The sequence below is a fragment of the Pseudomonas sp. URMO17WK12:I6 genome, from assembly GCF_003253625.1.
Lineage (GTDB): Bacteria > Pseudomonadota > Gammaproteobacteria > Pseudomonadales > Pseudomonadaceae > Aquipseudomonas.
On sequence record NZ_QKYZ01000009.1, the window covers coordinates 70,527 to 87,992 of the forward strand.

Here is a 17,466-nt window from a genome sequence, read left to right on the forward strand (position 1 = left end):
GAGAAAAAAGTGCGGTTAAAGCCTTCTGGAGCAAGACTTTAGGCAAATTGACATTCGAATTTATCTCACTATAGTGGTGCGGGCCCTGCGTGGGGGGTCTGTCTGATGATTTCAAGCATAAATAGGAGGCCACATGGCTGACAAAAAAGCGCAGTTGATCATCGAGGGCGCAGCCCCCGTCGAGCTGCCCATTTTAACCGGCACCGTTGGTCCCGATGTTATCGACGTTCGGGGCCTGACGGCCACGGGCCGTTTCACCTTTGACCCTGGTTTCATGTCGACCGCCTCTTGCGAGTCGAAGATCACCTACATCGACGGCGACAACGGTATTCTGCTGCACCGCGGCTACCCGATCGAACAGCTGGCTGAAAAGTCGGACTACCTGGAAACCTGCTACCTGCTGCTCAACGGCGAGCTGCCGACCGCAGAACAGAAGGCCCAGTTCGTCGGCACCGTGAAGAACCACACCATGGTCCACGAGCAGTTGAAGACCTTCTTCAACGGCTTCCGTCGCGACGCCCACCCGATGGCCGTCATGTGCGGTGTAGTTGGCGCCCTCTCGGCGTTCTACCACGACTCCCTCGACATCAATAACCCGCAGCATCGCGAAATTTCCGCGATCCGCCTGGTTGCCAAGATGCCGACCCTGGCTGCAATGGTTTACAAGTACTCCATGGGCCAACCCATGATGTACCCGCGCAACGACCTGTCGTACGCGGAAAACTTCCTGCACATGATGTTCAACACCCCGTGCGAGATCAAACCGATCAGCCCGGTACTCGCCAAGGCCATGGACCGGATCTTCATCCTCCATGCCGACCACGAACAGAACGCATCGACCTCCACCGTACGTCTGGCAGGTTCCTCGGGTGCCAACCCGTTCGCCTGTATCGCCGCCGGTATCGCTGCACTGTGGGGCCCTGCCCACGGCGGTGCGAACGAAGCCGTGTTGACCATGCTCGATGAAATTGGCGATGTCTCGAACATCGACAAGTACATCGCCAAGGCCAAAGACAAGAACGATCCGTTCAAACTGATGGGCTTCGGTCACCGGGTTTACAAAAACCGCGACCCACGCGCTACCGTCATGAAGCAGACCTGCGACGAAGTATTGAAGGAACTGGGCATCACCAACGATCCGCAACTCGAACTGGCCATGCGCCTGGAAGAGATCGCCCTGACCGACCCGTACTTCATCGAACGCTCGCTGTACCCGAACGTCGACTTCTACTCGGGGATCATCCTCAAGGCGATCGGCATTCCAACCAGTATGTTCACCGTGATCTTCGCCCTGGCGCGGACTGTCGGCTGGATCTCCCACTGGAAAGAAATGCTCTCCAGCCCGTACAAGATCGGCCGTCCGCGCCAGCTGTACACCGGCTACGAGTCGCGTGACATCACCCCGCTTGAAGACCGCAAATAAGAGCTGTCTTGCGATAACGTCTTAAGTTGCACCGAGAACGGCCTCTATGTAGATAGAGGCCGTTTTTGTTTGTGCTCTTTGGTTGTGTATATATCCGTTTCTTCGGTAACGGCGGCTCGGCCTCCGGGAAACGAGCAGACAGATCAAAAGCCAAAGCAACGGCAAGATCAAAAGATCGCAGCTTTCGGCAGTTCCTACGGGAGGAATATATCCCCACGTCCGATCAGGCCGGCCGGTCGGCCGCCTCGCTTTGGCTTTTGCATATAGCCTTCGCGGGCAAGCCTCGCCCCTACAAAGGGCGATAACCGCCCATAAAAGCCCAATAAAAATGCCCCGATCTCTCGACCGGGGCATTCGTGTCAGCGCAGCTTATATATAAGAAGCCTTAGTGCGAAACCGCCCCACTCGCCCCCAACCCCGTCTGCGAACGGACAAACTGCGGGAAGAACAGCGCCCGCTCATTGTCAGCCGCAGCAGATTTGTCAGTGATCGAGAAGAACCAGATCCCGATAAAGGCGATGATCATCGAGAACAGCGCAGGGTATTCATACGGGAAGATCGCCTTCTCGTGACCCATGATCTGCACCCAGATGGTTGGCCCCAGCACCATCAAGCCAACCGCACTGACCAGCCCCAACCAACCGCCGATCATCGCACCGCGAGTCGTCAGTTTCTTCCAGTACATGGAAAGCAGCAGCACCGGGAAGTTACAGCTCGCCGCGATGGAGAATGCCAGGCCCACCATGAACGCGATGTTCTGCTTCTCGAACAGAATGCCCAGGCCGATCGCCAGCACCGCCAGGGCGATGGTGGTGATTTTCGAGACGCGGATTTCGTCCTTCTCGTTGGCCTTGCCCTTCTTGATCACGCTGGCATACAGGTCATGGGACACTGCCGAAGCACCGGCCAGGGTCAGGCCGGCCACCACCGCCAGAATGGTCGCGAACGCCACCGCCGAGATGAAGCCCAGGAACACACTGCCACCCACCGCGTTGGCCAAATGCACCGCCGCCATGTTGTTGCCGCCCAATAGCGCACCTGCCGCATCTTTAAAGGCCGGGTTGGTGCTGACCAGCAGGATCGCGCCGAAACCGATGATGAAGGTCAGGATGTAGAAGTAACCAATGAAGCCGGTCGCATACAGCACGCTTTTACGCGCTTCTTTCGCGTCACTCACGGTGAAGAAGCGCATCAGGATGTGCGGCAGGCCAGCGGTACCGAACATCAGTGCCAGGCCGAGGGAGAACGCCGAGATCGGGTCTTTCACCAGGCCGCCCGGGCTCATGATTGCTTCACCTTTGGCGTGAACCTTGATCGCCTCGGAGAACAGCGTGTTGAAGTCGAAGTTGACGTGCTTCATCACCATCAGCGCCATGAACGAGGCACCGGACAGCAACAGCACCGCCTTGATGATCTGCACCCAAGTAGTCGCCAGCATGCCGCCGAACAGCACGTACAGGCACATCAGGATACCGACCAGGATCACCGCAACGTGGTAGTCCAGGCCGAACAGCAGCTGAATCAGCTTGCCGGCACCGACCATTTGCGCGATCAGGTAGAACGCCACCACCACCAGCGAACCGCACGCCGACAGCGAGCGGATCTGGGTTTGCCCCAGGCGATAGGACGCCACGTCGGCAAAGGTGTACTTGCCCAGGTTACGCAGGCGTTCGGCGATCAGGAACAGAATGATCGGCCAGCCCACCAGGAAGCCGATCGAGTAGATCAGGCCGTCGTAGCCGGAGGTGAACACCAGGGCGGAGATACCCAGGAAGGACGCCGCGGACATGTAGTCACCGGCAATCGCCAGACCGTTCTGGAAACCGGTGATCTTGCCACCCGCCGCATAATAGTCGGCGGCCGATTTGTTGCGCTTGGACGCCCAATAGGTGATGCACAAGGTTGCCCCGACGAACACCACGAACATCATGATCGCGGATACGTTGAGCGGTTGTTTCTGCACGGCACCCGTCAGGACCTCAGCCGCCCAGGCGCCCGGTGCAAAGGCTGCGATGCTCAAGAGAGCGATTAGACGCCGGATCATTGCTGAGCCTCCTTGAGAATCGCATTGTTCAAGTCGTCGAATTCGCCGTTGGCGCGTCGTACGTAGATGCCAGTTAGGACAAAGGCCGAAACAATCAGCCCGACACCGATCGGAATGCCCCAGGTAATCGAAGACTCGGGGCTGATTTTTGCGCCCAGAATATGCGGCCCGTAAGCAATCAAAAGGATGAATCCTGAGTACAGCCCAAGCATGATCGCTGAAAGAATCCAGGCGAATCGTTCTCTCTTGCTAACCAGCTCCTTGAAGCGCGGGCTGTTTTGAATCGAGAGGTAAATGCTGTCGTTCATTGTTTTTATCCTCGCAGCACAGATTTTAGTTGGAACGTTATCCACTCTATGCGGCTGCCGGAGAGGTTCCAGACGACCTTAGTATTAGAACGACATGACGGTTTCTCCCCCGCCGAATTCCCACAGAAAGCAAAAAGCCCCTTGGCATTTAAGCCAAGGGGCCTTGGGAGGTGCTGACCAGACGCTTCAGCTCAAATCATTTGGTCCATTCGGCAACGCGATCCGGGTGTTTAGCCACCCAATCTTTCGCTGCCGCTTCAGGCTTGGCACCGTCCTGAATCGCCAACATGACCTGGCCGATTTCGTCTTTCGACGCCCACTGGAAGTTCTTCAGGAACTTCGCGACTTCAGGCGCTTTGGTTGCCAGTTCTTTGCTGCCGATGCTGTTCACGGTTTCAGCTGCGCCGTAAACGCCTTTCGGGTCTTCCAGGAAGCGCAGTTTCCACTTGGCGAACATCCAGTGCGGCACCCAACCGGTGACGGCAATGGATTCGTTTTTCTTCTCGGCACGGGTCAGCTCGGCAATCATGCCGGCGCCGGAACTGGCCTTGAGGGTGTAATTGTCCAGACCGTAATCCTTGATGGCCTGATCGGTCTTGAGCATCACGCCTGAACCGGCGTCGATGCCGACGATACGGCCCTTGAAGCTGTCGTCGGTTTTCAGGTCCGCAATCGACTTGGCCTTGACGTACTCCGGCACTATCAGACCGATTTTCGCATCCTTGAAGTTCGGGCCGTAGTCGACGACCTGATCCTTGTTCTTCGCCCAGTATTCGCCGTGAGTCACAGGCAGCCACGCCGACAGCATGGCGTCGAGTTTGCCGGTGGCCACACCTTGCCACATGATCCCGGTGGCAACCGCTTGCAGTTTCACGTCATAACCGAGTTTCTGTTTGATCACTTCAGCAGCCACGTTGGTCGTGGCGACGCTGTCCGACCAGCCGTCCACATAACCGATCGTTACTGCCTTGCCTTCAGCGCTGGCTACGGTAGAACTGATTGCCAGCACCAAAGCGGCACCTGCGCCCAAGAGTCGTCGCATCTTCATCGTTACTTCCCCGAAAGTGCTGCACTCGACGGATGCCGAGTCGCTCAACGTATTTTTATGGTGCACAGCGCCCCCATCACGCCGACCGCAAACTCGCTCGATTATCAGTGGAGTACTGACGTGTCGATCATCAACCTGACGCCAACAGTGACCTGCTCTGCCAGCGACCTCAAGGCATCGAGAAACGACATCAGAAGGCCATTAATCGCGACCGCTAAAAATGCACAGGCCATCCCGCCTGAACTTTGCATGTCAAAACCAAGCAGCCCACCAAGCGTAGGCCAAATGCAGGTAACATGCCCGGCTTTGCTCCCAGACGGCCTGAACATGCCCGCGACATCACGCTTTCCTTTTTTGGCTTATCTTTTCGCTTGCCTGCTGGGGCTGTTTGCCCTCGGCGGCTTCTGGTACGGCCTCGGCAAACCGGTGATCCTGCCGGACGTGGTCAGCGCAACGCACAAGCTGCAATGCGCCTCCTACACCCCGTTCGACAAGGACCAATCGCCATTCGACGTGCCGTTCAAACTGCGCCCCGAGCGCATGGACGCCGACCTCGCCCTGTTGGCGACCCGATTCGAATGCATCCGCACCTATTCCATGACCGGCCTCCAGGATCTGCCCGACCTGGCGCGCAAGCACGGCCTGAAGCTGATGATCGGCGCCTGGGTCAACAGCAACCCGGTGGACACCGCCAAGGAAGTCGACCTGCTGATCGCCTCGGCCAATGCCAATCCGGATGTGGTGACCTCGGTCATCGTCGGCAACGAAGCCCTGCTGCGCAAGGAAGTCACCGGCGCGCAACTGGCAACGCTGATCAATAAAGTCAAAAGCCGGATCAAGCAACCAGTGACCTACGCCGACGTCTGGGAGTTCTGGCTCAAACACCCGGAAGTCGCCCCGGCAGTGGATTTCCTGACCATCCATTTATTGCCGTACTGGGAAGACGATCCGTCGAACATCGATGCTGCGCTGCAACATGTGGCAGAAGTGCGCCAGGTGTTCGGCAACAAGTTCGCGCCCAAGGACGTGATGATTGGCGAAACCGGCTGGCCGAGCGAAGGTCGTCAGCGCGAAACGGCGCTGCCGAGCCGGGTCAATGAAGCCAAGTTCATCCGCAGCTTTGTGATCATGGCCGAGCAGCAAGGCTGGCATTACAACCTGATCGAGGCGTTCGACCAGCCCTGGAAACGCGCCAGCGAAGGTGCGGTGGGCGGTTATTGGGGACTGTTCGATGCCGATCGCCAGGACAAGGGCGTGCTCGCCGGGCCGGTCTCGAACGTGCCGTACTGGTCGCAATGGCTGGCGGTGGGTGGCCTGATCTTCATCGGCACGCTGATCCTCGGCGGTCGGGTTCGCAGCACCCGCGCAGCGTTGGTGCTGCCACTGCTCGGTGCCCTGGCGGCCTGCTCGATTGGCGCCTGGGGCGACCTGGCTCGCGTCACCACCCGCTTTGCCAGTGAATGGTTGTGGGTAGCGTTGCTGACGGGGTTGAACCTGTTGGTGCTGGCCCATGCCGCGCTGACCTTGAGCGCCCGCACCGGTTGGCGTGGACGCGCCTTCAATGCACTCGAACGTCGAGCCGGCTGGTGGCTGGCAGCGACAGGTTTTGCCGCGGCGGTGATGATGCTGGAACTGGTGTTTGACCCGCGTTATCGCAGCTTCCCGAGTGTCGCCTTCATCCTGCCGGCGCTGGTGTACCTGTGCCGGCCGGTGAGCGTGCCTCGTCGGGAAATCGCCGTGCTGACCTTCATCATCGGCGCCGGCATTGCGCCGCAGCTGTTTCGTGAAGGTCTGCAGAATCAGCAGGCTTGGGGCTGGGCGCTGGTGAGTGTGTTGATGGTCGCGGCGTTGTGGCGCAGCTTGCGGGTTCGCAAAGGGTAATCAACACAGCAAGATCAAAAGATCGCAGCCTGCGGCAGCTCCTACAGGGAAACGCATATCCCCGTGTAGGAGCTGCCGCAGGCTGCGATCTTTTTTATGCCCGAACCAGACGCAAAGCAGCAATCACCACCGCAAACACCGCCAACGTGGTGGTGTACAACGCCAGCGCCGGAAACCCGAGCACCAGCGCCAGTACCGCCAGCCACCACCCTGCCCGCCCCGGCAGCACAAAACCGGTCACGGCTGCCGCCACTGCCGCCCAGCCCAACACCTTGAAATGAATCATCAAACCCAGGTTCGAGCGCACCAGGCATTCCCAGCGACTGGCCTCGTCAACGCAGATGCCGACCCATTGAGCATCCTCCATGAAGCCATAACGCGCGCCATAACTGGCGGCCAGCCACAATGGCAGAAGAACGAGCAGCAGAATCACGGGCAGACGGCGGGACATGAAGCACTCCAATAAACGAAATCGGTCGCCAGCTTAATCCCCCGCCCGTGGTAAGCAAATAACATCAATTAACTGTTCATGAAATAACTGCAAAGTGTATCGTCCCGCTACCGTTGCTCCGAAATCAGGCCTGTTTGCGGCCGATGCATGGCACTTTGGCCCAAATCCGATGGTCATAGCCTGCGAACTTCATTTGGCACCTTCCTCTAAGGGATCTAGTCATGCTCCGTTCCTTGCGCTTCGTCGCCCTGTTTGGCGGCTTGCTTTTAAGTGCGTCCGTACTGGCGGCCGATATTGACGCCGCCAGTTATGGCTACCCCCTGACCAACCCGTTCGAGGCGACCATCGCCACGACACCGCCCGACTTGCGCCCGGAATTGCCGCTGGATGAAGACATCAATCAGTCGGACCGCAGTGTCACGATGCGCCCGGAGCGTGAGTTCAATCTACCGGACAACTTCTGGCCGGTGAAAAAACTCACCTATCGCATCGCCACGCAGGATCATGCCGCACCGTTGATCTTCCTGATCTCCGGCACCGGTGCACGCTATGACAGCACCCTCAACGAATACCTGAAAAAACTCTATTACAAGGCCGGCTATCACGTGGTGCAGCTGTCGTCGCCCACCAGCTTCGACTTCATGAGCGCCGCCTCGCGCTTCGCCACCCCGGGCGTAACCAAGGAAGATGCCGAAGACATGTATCGGGTGATGCAGGCCGTGCGGGCGCAAAACCCGAAGCTGCCGGTCACCGATTATTTCCTGACCGGTTATAGCCTCGGCGCCCTGGATGCGGCTTTTGTTGCACACCTGGATGAAACCCGTCGCAGCTTCAACTTCAAGAAAGTCTTGCTGCTCAACCCGCCGGTCAACCTTTACACCTCGGTCACCAACCTGGACAAGCTGGTACAGACGGAGGTCAAGGGCATCAACAACACCACCACTTTCTATGAGCTGGTGCTGGGGAAACTGACCCGCTACTTCCAGCAAAAGGGCTACATCGACCTCAACGACGCCCTGCTCTACGACTTCCAGCAGTCCAAGCAACACCTGAGCAACGAGCAGATGGCGATGCTGATCGGCACTTCGTTCCGTTTCTCGGCGGCGGACATCGCCTTTACCTCGGACCTGATCAACCGTCGCGGCCTGATCACGCCACCGAAATTCCCGATCACCGAAGGCACCACCCTCACGCCGTTCCTTAAGCGCGCGCTGCAGTGCGACTTCGACTGCTACATCACCGAGCAGGTCATCCCGATGTGGCGCGCCCGCACCGATGGTGGCAGCCTGCTGCAACTGATCGATCAGGTCAGCCTGTATGCACTGAAGGACTACCTGCACGACAGCCCGAAAATCGCCGTCATGCACAACGCCGACGACGTGATCCTCGGCCCTGGTGACCTGGGCTTTCTGCGCCGCACCTTTGGCGACCGTTTGACTGTTTATCCATTGGGCGGCCATTGCGGCAACCTCAACTATCGCGTCAACAGCGACGCCATGCTGGAGTTTTTCCGTGGCTAAATACTTCCTGCTGATCGCAGCGTTACTCTGTGCAGGCGTCGCCAATGCCGACAACAGCAAAGCCAACGCCCCAGTGGTGATCGATAAAGACGGCTTCAAGGAACCGCTGAGCAAACTCAAATTCAACCCGGGGCTGGATCAGCGCGAGTTCGAACGCTCATCGCTCAACGCACTGAACGTCTATGACCCGCTGGAAGAGTGGAACCGCCGCGTCTACCACTTCAACTACCGGTTCGACGAATGGGTGTTCCTGCCCGTGGTCAACGGCTATCGCTACGTCACCCCAAGTTTCCTGCGCACCGGCGTCAGCAACTTCTTCAACAACCTCGGTGATGTGCCGAACCTTTTGAACAGCCTGCTGCAATTCAAGGGGCAACGCTCGCTGGACACCACCGCTCGTCTGCTGCTCAACACCACCATCGGTGTCGCCGGCCTGTGGGATCCGGCCACCGCCATGGGCCTGCCGCGCCGCAATGAAGACTTCGGCCAGACCCTGGGCTTCTACGGCGTACCGGGCGGCGCCTACCTGGTGCTGCCAATCCTCGGCCCGTCGAACCTGCGCGACACCGCGGGCCTGGCGGTCGACTACACCGGCGAATCGGCGATCAATTTCCTGAATGTGTCCGAAGTCAGTTCCAACCACCCGGAAATCTGGGTACTGCGCGGCATCGACAAGCGCTATCAGAACGGCTTCCGCTACGGGCAGATGAACACACCGTTCGAGTATGAAAAAGTGCGTTACGTGTATACCGAGGCGCGCAAGCTGCAGATCGCCGAGTAACTTCGTCGGCAACAAAAAAGGCCATTCGATTTGCGTCGAATGGCCTTTTTCATGCGCGTGTATCAAACACCACCAATCACTGTAGGAGCGAGGCTTGCCCGCGAAGAACGATAACGCGGTCATTCAGTTCAACCGACGCGCTCCATTCGCGGGCAAGCCTCGCTCCTACGGGACTGACCAGGTTTCAGGCTTTCACTGTCTTCCAAACCTTGCTGACAGCCATTACCCCAATCAGCACCGCCGCCCCTGCCACAATCCCGGCCACTGCATTGAGCAACGTCGGCACGATAAACCCGGCCCCACCAGACGCTGCGGTGACACTCTCGATCCAGTGATGCACCACCGGCACGCCATGGGTCAGAATCCCGCCGCCGACCAGAAACATCGCCGCCGTGCCGATCACCGACAGACTTTTCATCATGTACGGCGCCGCGCGCAGAATCCCGTCGCCGATGCTTTTAGCCATCTGGCCCGGCTTCTGGGTCAGCCACAGGCCAAGGTCGTCGAGCTTGACGATGCCGGCCACCAGGCCATAGACGCCGATAGTCATGACGATGGCAATACCCGAGAGCACGATCACTTGCTGGGTCAGTGAAGCGTCAGCCACCGTGCCTAACGTGATGGCGATGATTTCTGCCGACAAAATGAAATCGGTACGAATCGCCCCTTTGATCTTGTCCTTCTCGAACGCCACCAGATCGACTGCCGGATTGGCCACGGCCTCGACCAGCTCTGCGTGCTCAGCCTGATCTTCGGCTTTGCTGTGCAGGAATTTGTGGGCGAGTTTTTCGAAGCCTTCGAAGCACAGGTAAGCGCCACCGACCATCAGCAACGGTGTGACCAGCCACGGAATGAACGCACTGATGGCCAACGCCGACGGTACCAGGATCAGCTTGTTGAGAAACGAGCCCTTGGCGACCGCCCATACCACCGGGATTTCCCGTTCGGCACGCACGCCGGAAACCTGCTGGGCGTTGAGCGCCAGATCGTCGCCCAGTACACCGGCGGTCTTCTTCGCGGCCATTTTGGTCATCAACGCTACATCGTCCAGTACGGTGGCGATGTCGTCGATCAGCACCAGCAAACTGCTTCCTGCCATGAATCGGGTTTCCTTCTTGAATGAATGGTGCGCAGCATAACGCGACCCGAGGCCACACGGGGCATTCTTGAGCGTCGCGCGAGGCCGGTGCTACCATGCGCAACCGCCAGAACAGGCAAGGAACCCCTTGGTTTATGAGCACTATCCGCGAGCGCAACAAAGAACTGATCCTGCGTGCCGCCAGTGAAGAATTTGCCGACAAGGGCTTCGCTGCGACCAAAACCAGTGACATCGCGGCCAAGGCCGGGCTGCCCAAGCCTAACGTCTACTACTACTTCAAATCCAAGGAAAACCTCTACCGCGAGGTCCTGGAAAGCATCATCGAGCCCATCCTGCAAGCCTCGACGCCGTTCAACGCCGACGGCGTGCCCAGCGAAGTGCTCAGTGGCTACATCCGCTCGAAAATCCGCATCTCCCGCGACCTGCCCTTCGCCTCCAAGGTGTTTGCCAGCGAAATCATGCACGGCGCCCCGCATTTGAGCCCCGACCTGGTCGAGCAGCTCAACGGCCAGGCCAGGCACAACATCGACTGCATCCAGACCTGGATCGACCGCGGCCAGATCGCCCCGATCGACCCCAACCACCTGATGTTCAGCATTTGGGCCGCGACCCAGACCTACGCCGATTTCGACTGGCAGATTTCTGCAGTGACCGGCAAGGCCAAGCTGGATGAGGCTGATTATGAGGCGGCGGCACAGACGATTATCCGGTTGGTGCTCAAGGGGTGTGAGCCGGACTGATAGCAGCCCAGGATCAATGCCGACTCGGCAGTCCATGAAAACTGCCGGTCGGGATTGCGTGTTTGCGCCCTCTAAACCTTCGGCAGCGGATTCAACACCACGGCTGCCTTGGGTTTTCTGAAGAAGATCCAGTAGACGATCGTGAGGATCAGCAGGAAAGGCACACCGAATACCAAGGTCATTTTGAAGGCATCGGTGAAGTAGGTGGTGATCATCACCGCGCCCATCAGCAGCAGCCCCAACAGCGTGGTGTACGGGAACAGGCGCATGCGAAAGGACAGTTTCCGTTCACCGTTGCGCTCGTGGTAGCGACGGAAACAGTAGTGGGTCAGGAAGATCATGAACCAGGTGAAGATCGCGCCGAACATCGAGATCGCCATCATCAAGGTGAAGGAGCTTTCCGGGTACAGCACATTGAGCAACGTTGCCAGGGCAATGCCGGAACTCGACAGCAACAAGGCATTCAGCGGGATTCCGGTCTTGCTCAACACCCCCATGGACTTGGGTGCATAACCACCGCGGGACAGGCTGAACATCATGCGGGTGGTGATGTAGAGCTGACTGTTCATCGCCGATAACGCCGCAATCAGGATCACGAAATTCATCACGCCGGTTGCGCCGGGAATGCCGATGGTCTGCATGACGGTGACGAACGGGCTCTGCGCTTGACCGGCCTGGACCCACGGCACAATCGCCAGCATCAGGGCCAGGGTCAGCAGGTAGAACACCACCAGCCGCACGATGGTCGCACGAAAAGCCTTCTTCACCGCCCGCTCCGGGTCCTGCGCCTCGCCGGCGGCCACTGCGATCATTTCCACGCTCAGATAGCTGAAGATCGAGACGATCACCGCAATCCACATGCCTTGCAGACCATTGGGAAAGAAGCCGCCGTGGGCGGTGTAATTGTGCACGCCGTAATCCGCGTTGCCGGATCCGAACACCACATACACCGCGAGGATGATGAAGCCGACAATCGCACCGATCTTGATGGTCGAGAACCAGTACTCGAAGGTGCCGAAGGTTTTCACGCTGATGGCGTTGAGCACGATCAGCATGCTCGAGAACGAAACAATCCAGATCCATTCCGGCACGTTGGCGAACCAGTACTTCATGTACATCGCCACCGCCGTCACTTCCGTACCCACTGCCAGCACAATCGCCGCCCAATAGGCATAGCGCACCAGGAACCCGGCCAATGGGCTGACATAGAATTCGGCATAGGCGCCGAACGAGCCGGAGGTCGAATGGGCCACCGTCATTTCCGCCAGACAGCCCATCAACAGCAGGGTGATGATCGCGCCAATCGCATAGCTGAGCAGCACGCTCGGCCCGGCATAACCAATGGCGTAGGCACTGCCCATGAACAGCCCGGTGCCAATCGCACCGCCAATGGCGATCATGCTCATCTGACCCGAGGTGAGTTGGCGCCTGAGGCCCTGCTCACGCTTGGAGATGTTTTCAAAACCGGCGTTATCGGTCATTTTTCTTTCCTCTGAATATTGTCTTTCTTGAAGAGAGCAAATCGTTTGGGTTGCCGGTGGGGATCAGCCACGGATCAGAAAATATTCAGCGGATACTCGACGATCACCCGGACTTCGTTGTTGTCGGTGGTGTCCGCCCGGGCCACCTGGGCGGTGGAACGTATACTGGCCTGGCGCACACGTATCGACAGGTCCTTGGCCTTGCCCTCCTGCACCACGTAGCGCGCTTCAAGGTCGCGTTCCCAGCGCTTGCCGCCACTGCCGTAACGTCCATAGGCACCATTGGGGCCGCCGTCGTAGTGACTGTCGTCGATATGGTCACCGCTCACATAGCGCGACATGAAGCTCAGGCCCGGCACGCCAAAGGGCGCCATGTCCAGGTCATAACGCAGCTGCCAGGAGCGTTCATTGGGCGCGTTGAAATCGAGGATCTGTACCGAGTTGGCAAGGTATATCGAGGTGCCCGGCTGCTGATCGAAGCCGAGATAATCGAACGGTTCATCGCCATCGACCCGTTGGTAGGCCAGGGTCAAGCGGTGCGCACCGACCTTGTAAGCGGCGGCCAGCGACCAAGTGGTGTTGTCGATCTTGCCGGCCAGGCGTTGGCCATAGTCGTTGGTGCGATAGAGGTTGAAATCCAGGTTCAGCGACTGGTTTCCGCTCAGGGCATAGCTGTAGTTGGCGTTGGCGTAGTACTGCCGCCAGATATCAGCGAACTGCGAACCGTACAGGCTGACGCTCAATTGATCGCTCAGGGCATAACTGCCGCCCAGATAATCGACGCTACGGGTTTCCACCCCGGCATACAGCGCCTTGAGGGCGCCATCGTCGTTGGTCGACGCACTGTCATTGCCCGAGGTGAAGTGCCCGGCATCGAGTTGCAGTCCTTTCAACTCGTTGCTGGTCAGCTGGAAACCATTGGCGTAGGTGGTGAACAGGCGCGCCGAGCCGGTGCCGAACACCGGGTTGAGCGGTGTCAGATTGCCGTATTTGAGTTCGGTCTTCGAGATCCGCGCCTTGAGCGCGCCACCCGCTTCGGAATACTCATCCTCGGCGCGTCCATCGGCATCGACCGGCAACAAACCGGTGCCGGTACGCCCCCTGCCGCTGTCGAGCTTGAGACCCAACTGCGCGTAGGCGTCGACTCCGAAACCCACTGTGCCCTGGGTATAGCCGGAACGATAATCGAGCATAAGTCCGTGGGCCCACTCCTGCCGATAGTTCTGGCCGCCCGGGTTGTTGAGGTTGTTGCGGTAGAAATAGAAATTGCGATGGGTCAGGGTCAGGCTGCTGTCTTCAACGAATCCATTGTCGGGTGCGGCATGGGCCACTTGGCCGAGACAGCTGGTAATGGCGAGCGGCAAGGCGGGCCAAAGGGACAATTTCATTCTGCGTGTTCCTTATTATTGTGCTTTCACAGAAGTGCTTATCGGAGGCGACCGAAGCCCTGCTGCCGGGAAATTCGCGGCAGCAAGACAAAGGCGTCGGGGGGTATCAGGTGACGCTGTGGCGGATCTGGAATTGCTCTTGCGACCAGGTTTTCTGATCAAGTATTTCGCCGAGGATCTGCACCGCATCCCAGACCTCGGTGAAGCGGGTGTACAGCGGGGTGAAGCCGAACCGCATGATCCGCGGCTCGCGGTAATCGCCGATCACGCCACGGGCGATCAAGGCCTGGATCACCGCATAACCCTGGGGATGTTCGAAGCTGACATGGCTGCCACGCTTGGCGTGTTCGCGTGGAGTGACCAGGGTCAGCTCGTGAGCGGCGCAGCGCTGCTCGACCAACTGGATGAACAGGTCCGTCAGCGCCAGGGACTTGCTGCGCAGGCTGGCCATGTCGGTCTGGGCGAAGACATCCAGACCACACTCGATCATCGCCAATGAAGTGATGGGCTGGGTGCCGCACAGATAGCGGGCGATTCCGCTGCTCGGCTGGTAATGCGACTCCATGGCGAACTGCCGCGAATGACCGAACCAGCCGGACAGCGGTTGCGCCACCAGATCGCACAACTCAGGGGAAACCCAGACGAAAGCTTGCGAGCCCGGACCGCCATTGAGGTACTTGTAGGTGCAACCGATGGCGTAGTCGGCGCGCGCCTGATGCAGATCGACCGGCACCGCCCCGGCGGAATGCGCCAGGTCCCAGATGGCCAGCGCGCCGCATTCATGGGTCAGCGCGGTCAGGGCCTGCATGTCGTGCATGTAGCCGGTCTTGTAGTTGACGTGGGTGAGCATGACCACCGCGGTGTCCTGGTCAATCGCTTGCGGCAGCTCTTGCGGGCTGTCGACCAGACGCAGGCTGTAGCCCTGCTGCAGCATGTCCGCCAGACCTTCGGCGATATACAGGTCAGTCGGAAAGTTGCTGGTCTCGCTGACGATCACCCGCCGCGTCGGCGCCCGCGTGGCCTGCACGCGCAGGGCGGCGCTGAGCACCTTGAACAGGTTGATCGAGGTGGTGTCGGTCACCACCACTTCGCCGTCACCGGCGCCAATCAGCCCCGCCAGTCGATTGCCCAGACGCTCAGGCAAATCGCGCCAGCCAGCGCTGTTCCAACTGCGGATCAGGCCATTGCCCCATTCATCGGCGATCACGGCCTGAGCACGCGCCAGCGCTGCGACCGGGCGCGCGCCCAAGGAGTTGCCGTCGAGATAGATCACGCCTTCGGGGAGCGCAAACTGCTGACGCAGAGGGGCCAGAGCGTCCTGCGCATCAAGCGTCAGACAATCGTTTCTTGTAGTCATTGGGTGTCCTGCTTTTTGAAAGAAGTGCCGTCCGGGCAGATCGCGATAGTCGGGTGTGAGTGTCGTGTTTCAGGCGTTATTTGCGCCTTCACGGTGAAGAAATAATGAACGAAGCTTTAGAGAATTTTCGTGCAAAGTAAGCGGCCATCTAGTATTTATCTCGAAGAAAATTCGAATCCAACTCCAAATATCGCGGATTTATTCTAGTCATGACTCTCGACCCCACAGACCTGCGGATCCTGCACCTCTTGCAACGAGACGGCCGTATCAGCAACCACGAAATGGCAGAGAAGGTCGCACTGTCGCCATCGGCCTGCTTGCGCCGTTTACGCCTGCTGGAAAGTGAAGGAATCATCACTGGCTATCGCGCGATGCTGAACGCAGAGAAGCTGGGAGTCGAACTGGAAGCCATCGTCCATGTGTCATTGCGACAGGACGTCGAGGACTGGCACGAGACCTTCATCAAGAAGGTCCAGTTGTGGCCGGAAGTGGTCACCGCCTACGTGATTACCGGGGCGAGCAACTATGTGCTGCGGGTCCAGGCGCGCAACGTCAAACACTTCTCCGACTTCATCGTCAACCAACTGAACCGTACGGCGGGAGTGACTGATATCCGCTCGGAAATCGTGTTGCAGAAAATCAAGGAGCGGGAGACGTTGCTTGATTTGGTGGTGCGTAAGTGAGCGCCAGTTAATGGATATCGATGATCAGGTGATCAATTGTGGCGAGGGAGCTTGCTCCCGCTGGAGCGCGAAGCGGTCCTGAAATTCGCAACCGAGGTTTGTCAGAGATCCCCCATCCGCAGGCTTTAGGGCTGCTTCGCAGCCCAGCGGGAGCAAGCTCCCTCGCCACAAATAGAGCTTCATCAGGCTGCTGTCGCAGATCTGATTCAATTCTGGACACCGGGATATTCAGACCCCGCGCATGCGCCGGGCTTCGTTACGCTGCAAGGTCGTGCTGGGGGATTCGTCGAACAACTTGCGGTATTCGGCGGAAAAACGTCCCAGATGCGTAAAGCCCCAGCCCATGGCAATCGCGGAAATATTGCGCGCCGAGCCGTGTTCGAGGATTTCCTGGCGCACAGCGTTCAACCGGTATTTTTTCAGGTAGACCATCGGCGACAGGGCGAAGTGCTTCTTGAACGCCTCGCACAGCTTGAAACGCGAGACCCCGGCCGCGACCTCGATATCCTCCAGGTGCAAGGCTTCGCGAGCATTGTCGTGAATGTATTGCTTGGCCCTGATCAGGTAGTGCGGCAGTTTCACGCCAAGCACGTTGCGCAACTCTTCGGAGTAGTTGTTCGGCTGGGCGAGGATCAAGCCTTTGATCAATGAGCTTTCGATGTCCCGAGTGAAGACCACCTGTTCGTACAGTTCATTGCTGCGTTCCAGCTCCGCGATGAAATAACGCGCCATGCGCCACCACGAGGCCGACGCGCCGTCCACCGCATCCATCACCGGCTCGAAACGCAGCGGCGTATCCAGCGGTCGCTGCAGCAGGCCCTCCAGCGACTCGCTCATGGCGACGCGGGTGATCACCACCTGAACTTTGCGGCAGTCGCCGGAGATCGCCAGCATCTGGTTCTCATTTGGGGAAATAATCACCCCTTGATCGCGGTTGGATTTCGACACGCTGCCATTCTTGCTCAGCTCCTGCTCGCCCACCAAAGGCAAACTCAGGCTGTAACTGCTGAAGTGCTCGGCGTCTTCGATATCGATGGTGACATCGGTGCCGTATGAGAGCGTGCCCAGGGTCGTGGCCATCGACTTGAACACATTGGCGCTGTGATGAAAGCGGATCCGCTCGGGCGTCGAAGTCTGGAGGCGGTGCGGCCCGCAGATACCAGACATCCAGCTCCTTGCACCCTCGAGGTCATAGTGATCGATACGAATGTCGCGAAACTGCGGATCAGCGTTGCTACTCATCACGGCGCACCCACGGCAAA

General features: G+C 58.7%; 15 protein-coding genes. 6 read left to right on the top strand and 9 right to left on the bottom strand.

Annotated elements, in window-relative coordinates; translation table 11 throughout:
* The first annotated feature begins 133 nt into the window (after positions 1-133).
* A complete protein-coding gene (gltA, locus tag F475_RS17605; protein WP_018925105.1) occupies positions 134-1,423 on the top strand; it encodes a citrate synthase in 1,290 nt (429 codons plus the stop codon).
* Between the two features lie 385 nt (positions 1,424-1,808).
* Here the strand turns inward: gltA and F475_RS17610 are convergent, their stop codons facing one another.
* The 3 genes from F475_RS17610 to F475_RS17620 form a co-directional block, all read right to left on the bottom strand.
* Complete coding sequence (locus F475_RS17610) at positions 1,809-3,467, bottom strand: cation acetate symporter (protein ID WP_111454376.1); 1,659 nt, start codon at positions 3,465-3,467, stop codon at positions 1,809-1,811.
* Positions 3,464-3,775 carry a DUF485 domain-containing protein gene (locus F475_RS17615; RefSeq protein WP_007939152.1) on the bottom strand — a complete coding sequence of 104 codons (312 nt, stop codon included), beginning with the start codon at positions 3,773-3,775 and terminating at the stop codon, positions 3,464-3,466. The genes F475_RS17610 and F475_RS17615 overlap by 4 nt, the downstream gene beginning before the upstream one ends.
* Positions 3,776-3,971: 196 nt before the next feature.
* Positions 3,972-4,823 carry a glycine betaine ABC transporter substrate-binding protein gene (locus F475_RS17620; protein WP_111454377.1) on the bottom strand — a complete coding sequence of 284 codons (852 nt, stop codon included), beginning with the start codon at positions 4,821-4,823 and terminating at the stop codon, positions 3,972-3,974.
* A 285-nt stretch (positions 4,824-5,108) separates the two neighbouring features.
* On the opposite strand from F475_RS17620, the gene F475_RS17630 reads away from it, so the two are divergent.
* Positions 5,109-6,704 (top strand): beta (1-6) glucans synthase, encoded by a 1,596-nt coding sequence (locus tag F475_RS17630; protein ID WP_086945841.1) that lies wholly within the window; start codon positions 5,109-5,111, stop codon positions 6,702-6,704.
* Between the two features lie 94 nt (positions 6,705-6,798).
* Here the strand turns inward: F475_RS17630 and F475_RS17635 are convergent, their stop codons facing one another.
* Positions 6,799-7,155: a hypothetical protein gene (locus F475_RS17635; protein WP_018925100.1), complete on the bottom strand. Its 357-nt coding sequence runs from the start codon at positions 7,153-7,155 to the stop codon at positions 6,799-6,801.
* Positions 7,156-7,376: 221 nt separating this feature from the next.
* Between F475_RS17635 and F475_RS17640 the strand changes: the two genes are divergently transcribed.
* Positions 7,377-8,675 (top strand): serine protein kinase PrkA, encoded by a 1,299-nt coding sequence (locus tag F475_RS17640; RefSeq protein WP_018925099.1) that lies wholly within the window; start codon positions 7,377-7,379, stop codon positions 8,673-8,675.
* Complete coding sequence (locus tag F475_RS17645; RefSeq protein ID WP_086945842.1) at positions 8,668-9,456, top strand: VacJ family lipoprotein; 789 nt, start codon at positions 8,668-8,670, stop codon at positions 9,454-9,456. Before F475_RS17640 ends, F475_RS17645 begins: the two co-directional genes overlap by 8 nt.
* Positions 9,457-9,640: 184 nt before the next feature.
* Here F475_RS17645 and F475_RS17650 read toward each other — a convergent pair whose 3' ends face one another.
* A complete protein-coding gene (locus F475_RS17650) occupies positions 9,641-10,555 on the bottom strand; it encodes a DUF808 domain-containing protein (protein ID WP_111454379.1) in 915 nt (304 codons plus the stop codon).
* A 134-nt stretch (positions 10,556-10,689) separates the two neighbouring features.
* Here F475_RS17650 and F475_RS17655 point away from each other — a divergent pair, with 134 nt between their 5' ends.
* On the top strand, positions 10,690-11,295 hold the full coding sequence (locus tag F475_RS17655; protein ID WP_007939160.1) for a TetR/AcrR family transcriptional regulator: 606 nt from the start codon (positions 10,690-10,692) through the stop codon (positions 11,293-11,295).
* Positions 11,296-11,366: 71 nt separating this feature from the next.
* On the opposite strand, the gene F475_RS17660 is transcribed toward F475_RS17655, so the two are convergent.
* From F475_RS17660 to kynU, 3 genes are all read right to left on the bottom strand, one after another.
* Positions 11,367-12,776 (bottom strand): amino acid permease, encoded by a 1,410-nt coding sequence (locus F475_RS17660; protein ID WP_064619401.1) that lies wholly within the window; start codon positions 12,774-12,776, stop codon positions 11,367-11,369.
* 74 nt (positions 12,777-12,850) lie between these two features.
* A complete protein-coding gene (locus F475_RS17665) occupies positions 12,851-14,164 on the bottom strand; it encodes an OprD family porin (protein WP_111454380.1) in 1,314 nt (437 codons plus the stop codon).
* Between the two features lie 106 nt (positions 14,165-14,270).
* Complete coding sequence (gene kynU, locus F475_RS17670) at positions 14,271-15,521, bottom strand: kynureninase (RefSeq protein ID WP_111454381.1); 1,251 nt, start codon at positions 15,519-15,521, stop codon at positions 14,271-14,273.
* Between the two features lie 209 nt (positions 15,522-15,730).
* On the opposite strand from kynU, the gene F475_RS17675 reads away from it, so the two are divergent.
* Positions 15,731-16,204 (top strand): Lrp/AsnC family transcriptional regulator, encoded by a 474-nt coding sequence (locus F475_RS17675; protein WP_007939165.1) that lies wholly within the window; start codon positions 15,731-15,733, stop codon positions 16,202-16,204.
* Positions 16,205-16,432: 228 nt separating this feature from the next.
* Here the strand turns inward: F475_RS17675 and F475_RS17680 are convergent, their stop codons facing one another.
* Positions 16,433-17,446 (bottom strand): AraC family transcriptional regulator, encoded by a 1,014-nt coding sequence (locus F475_RS17680; RefSeq protein WP_111454382.1) that lies wholly within the window; start codon positions 17,444-17,446, stop codon positions 16,433-16,435.
* Positions 17,447-17,466 lie beyond the last annotated feature (20 nt).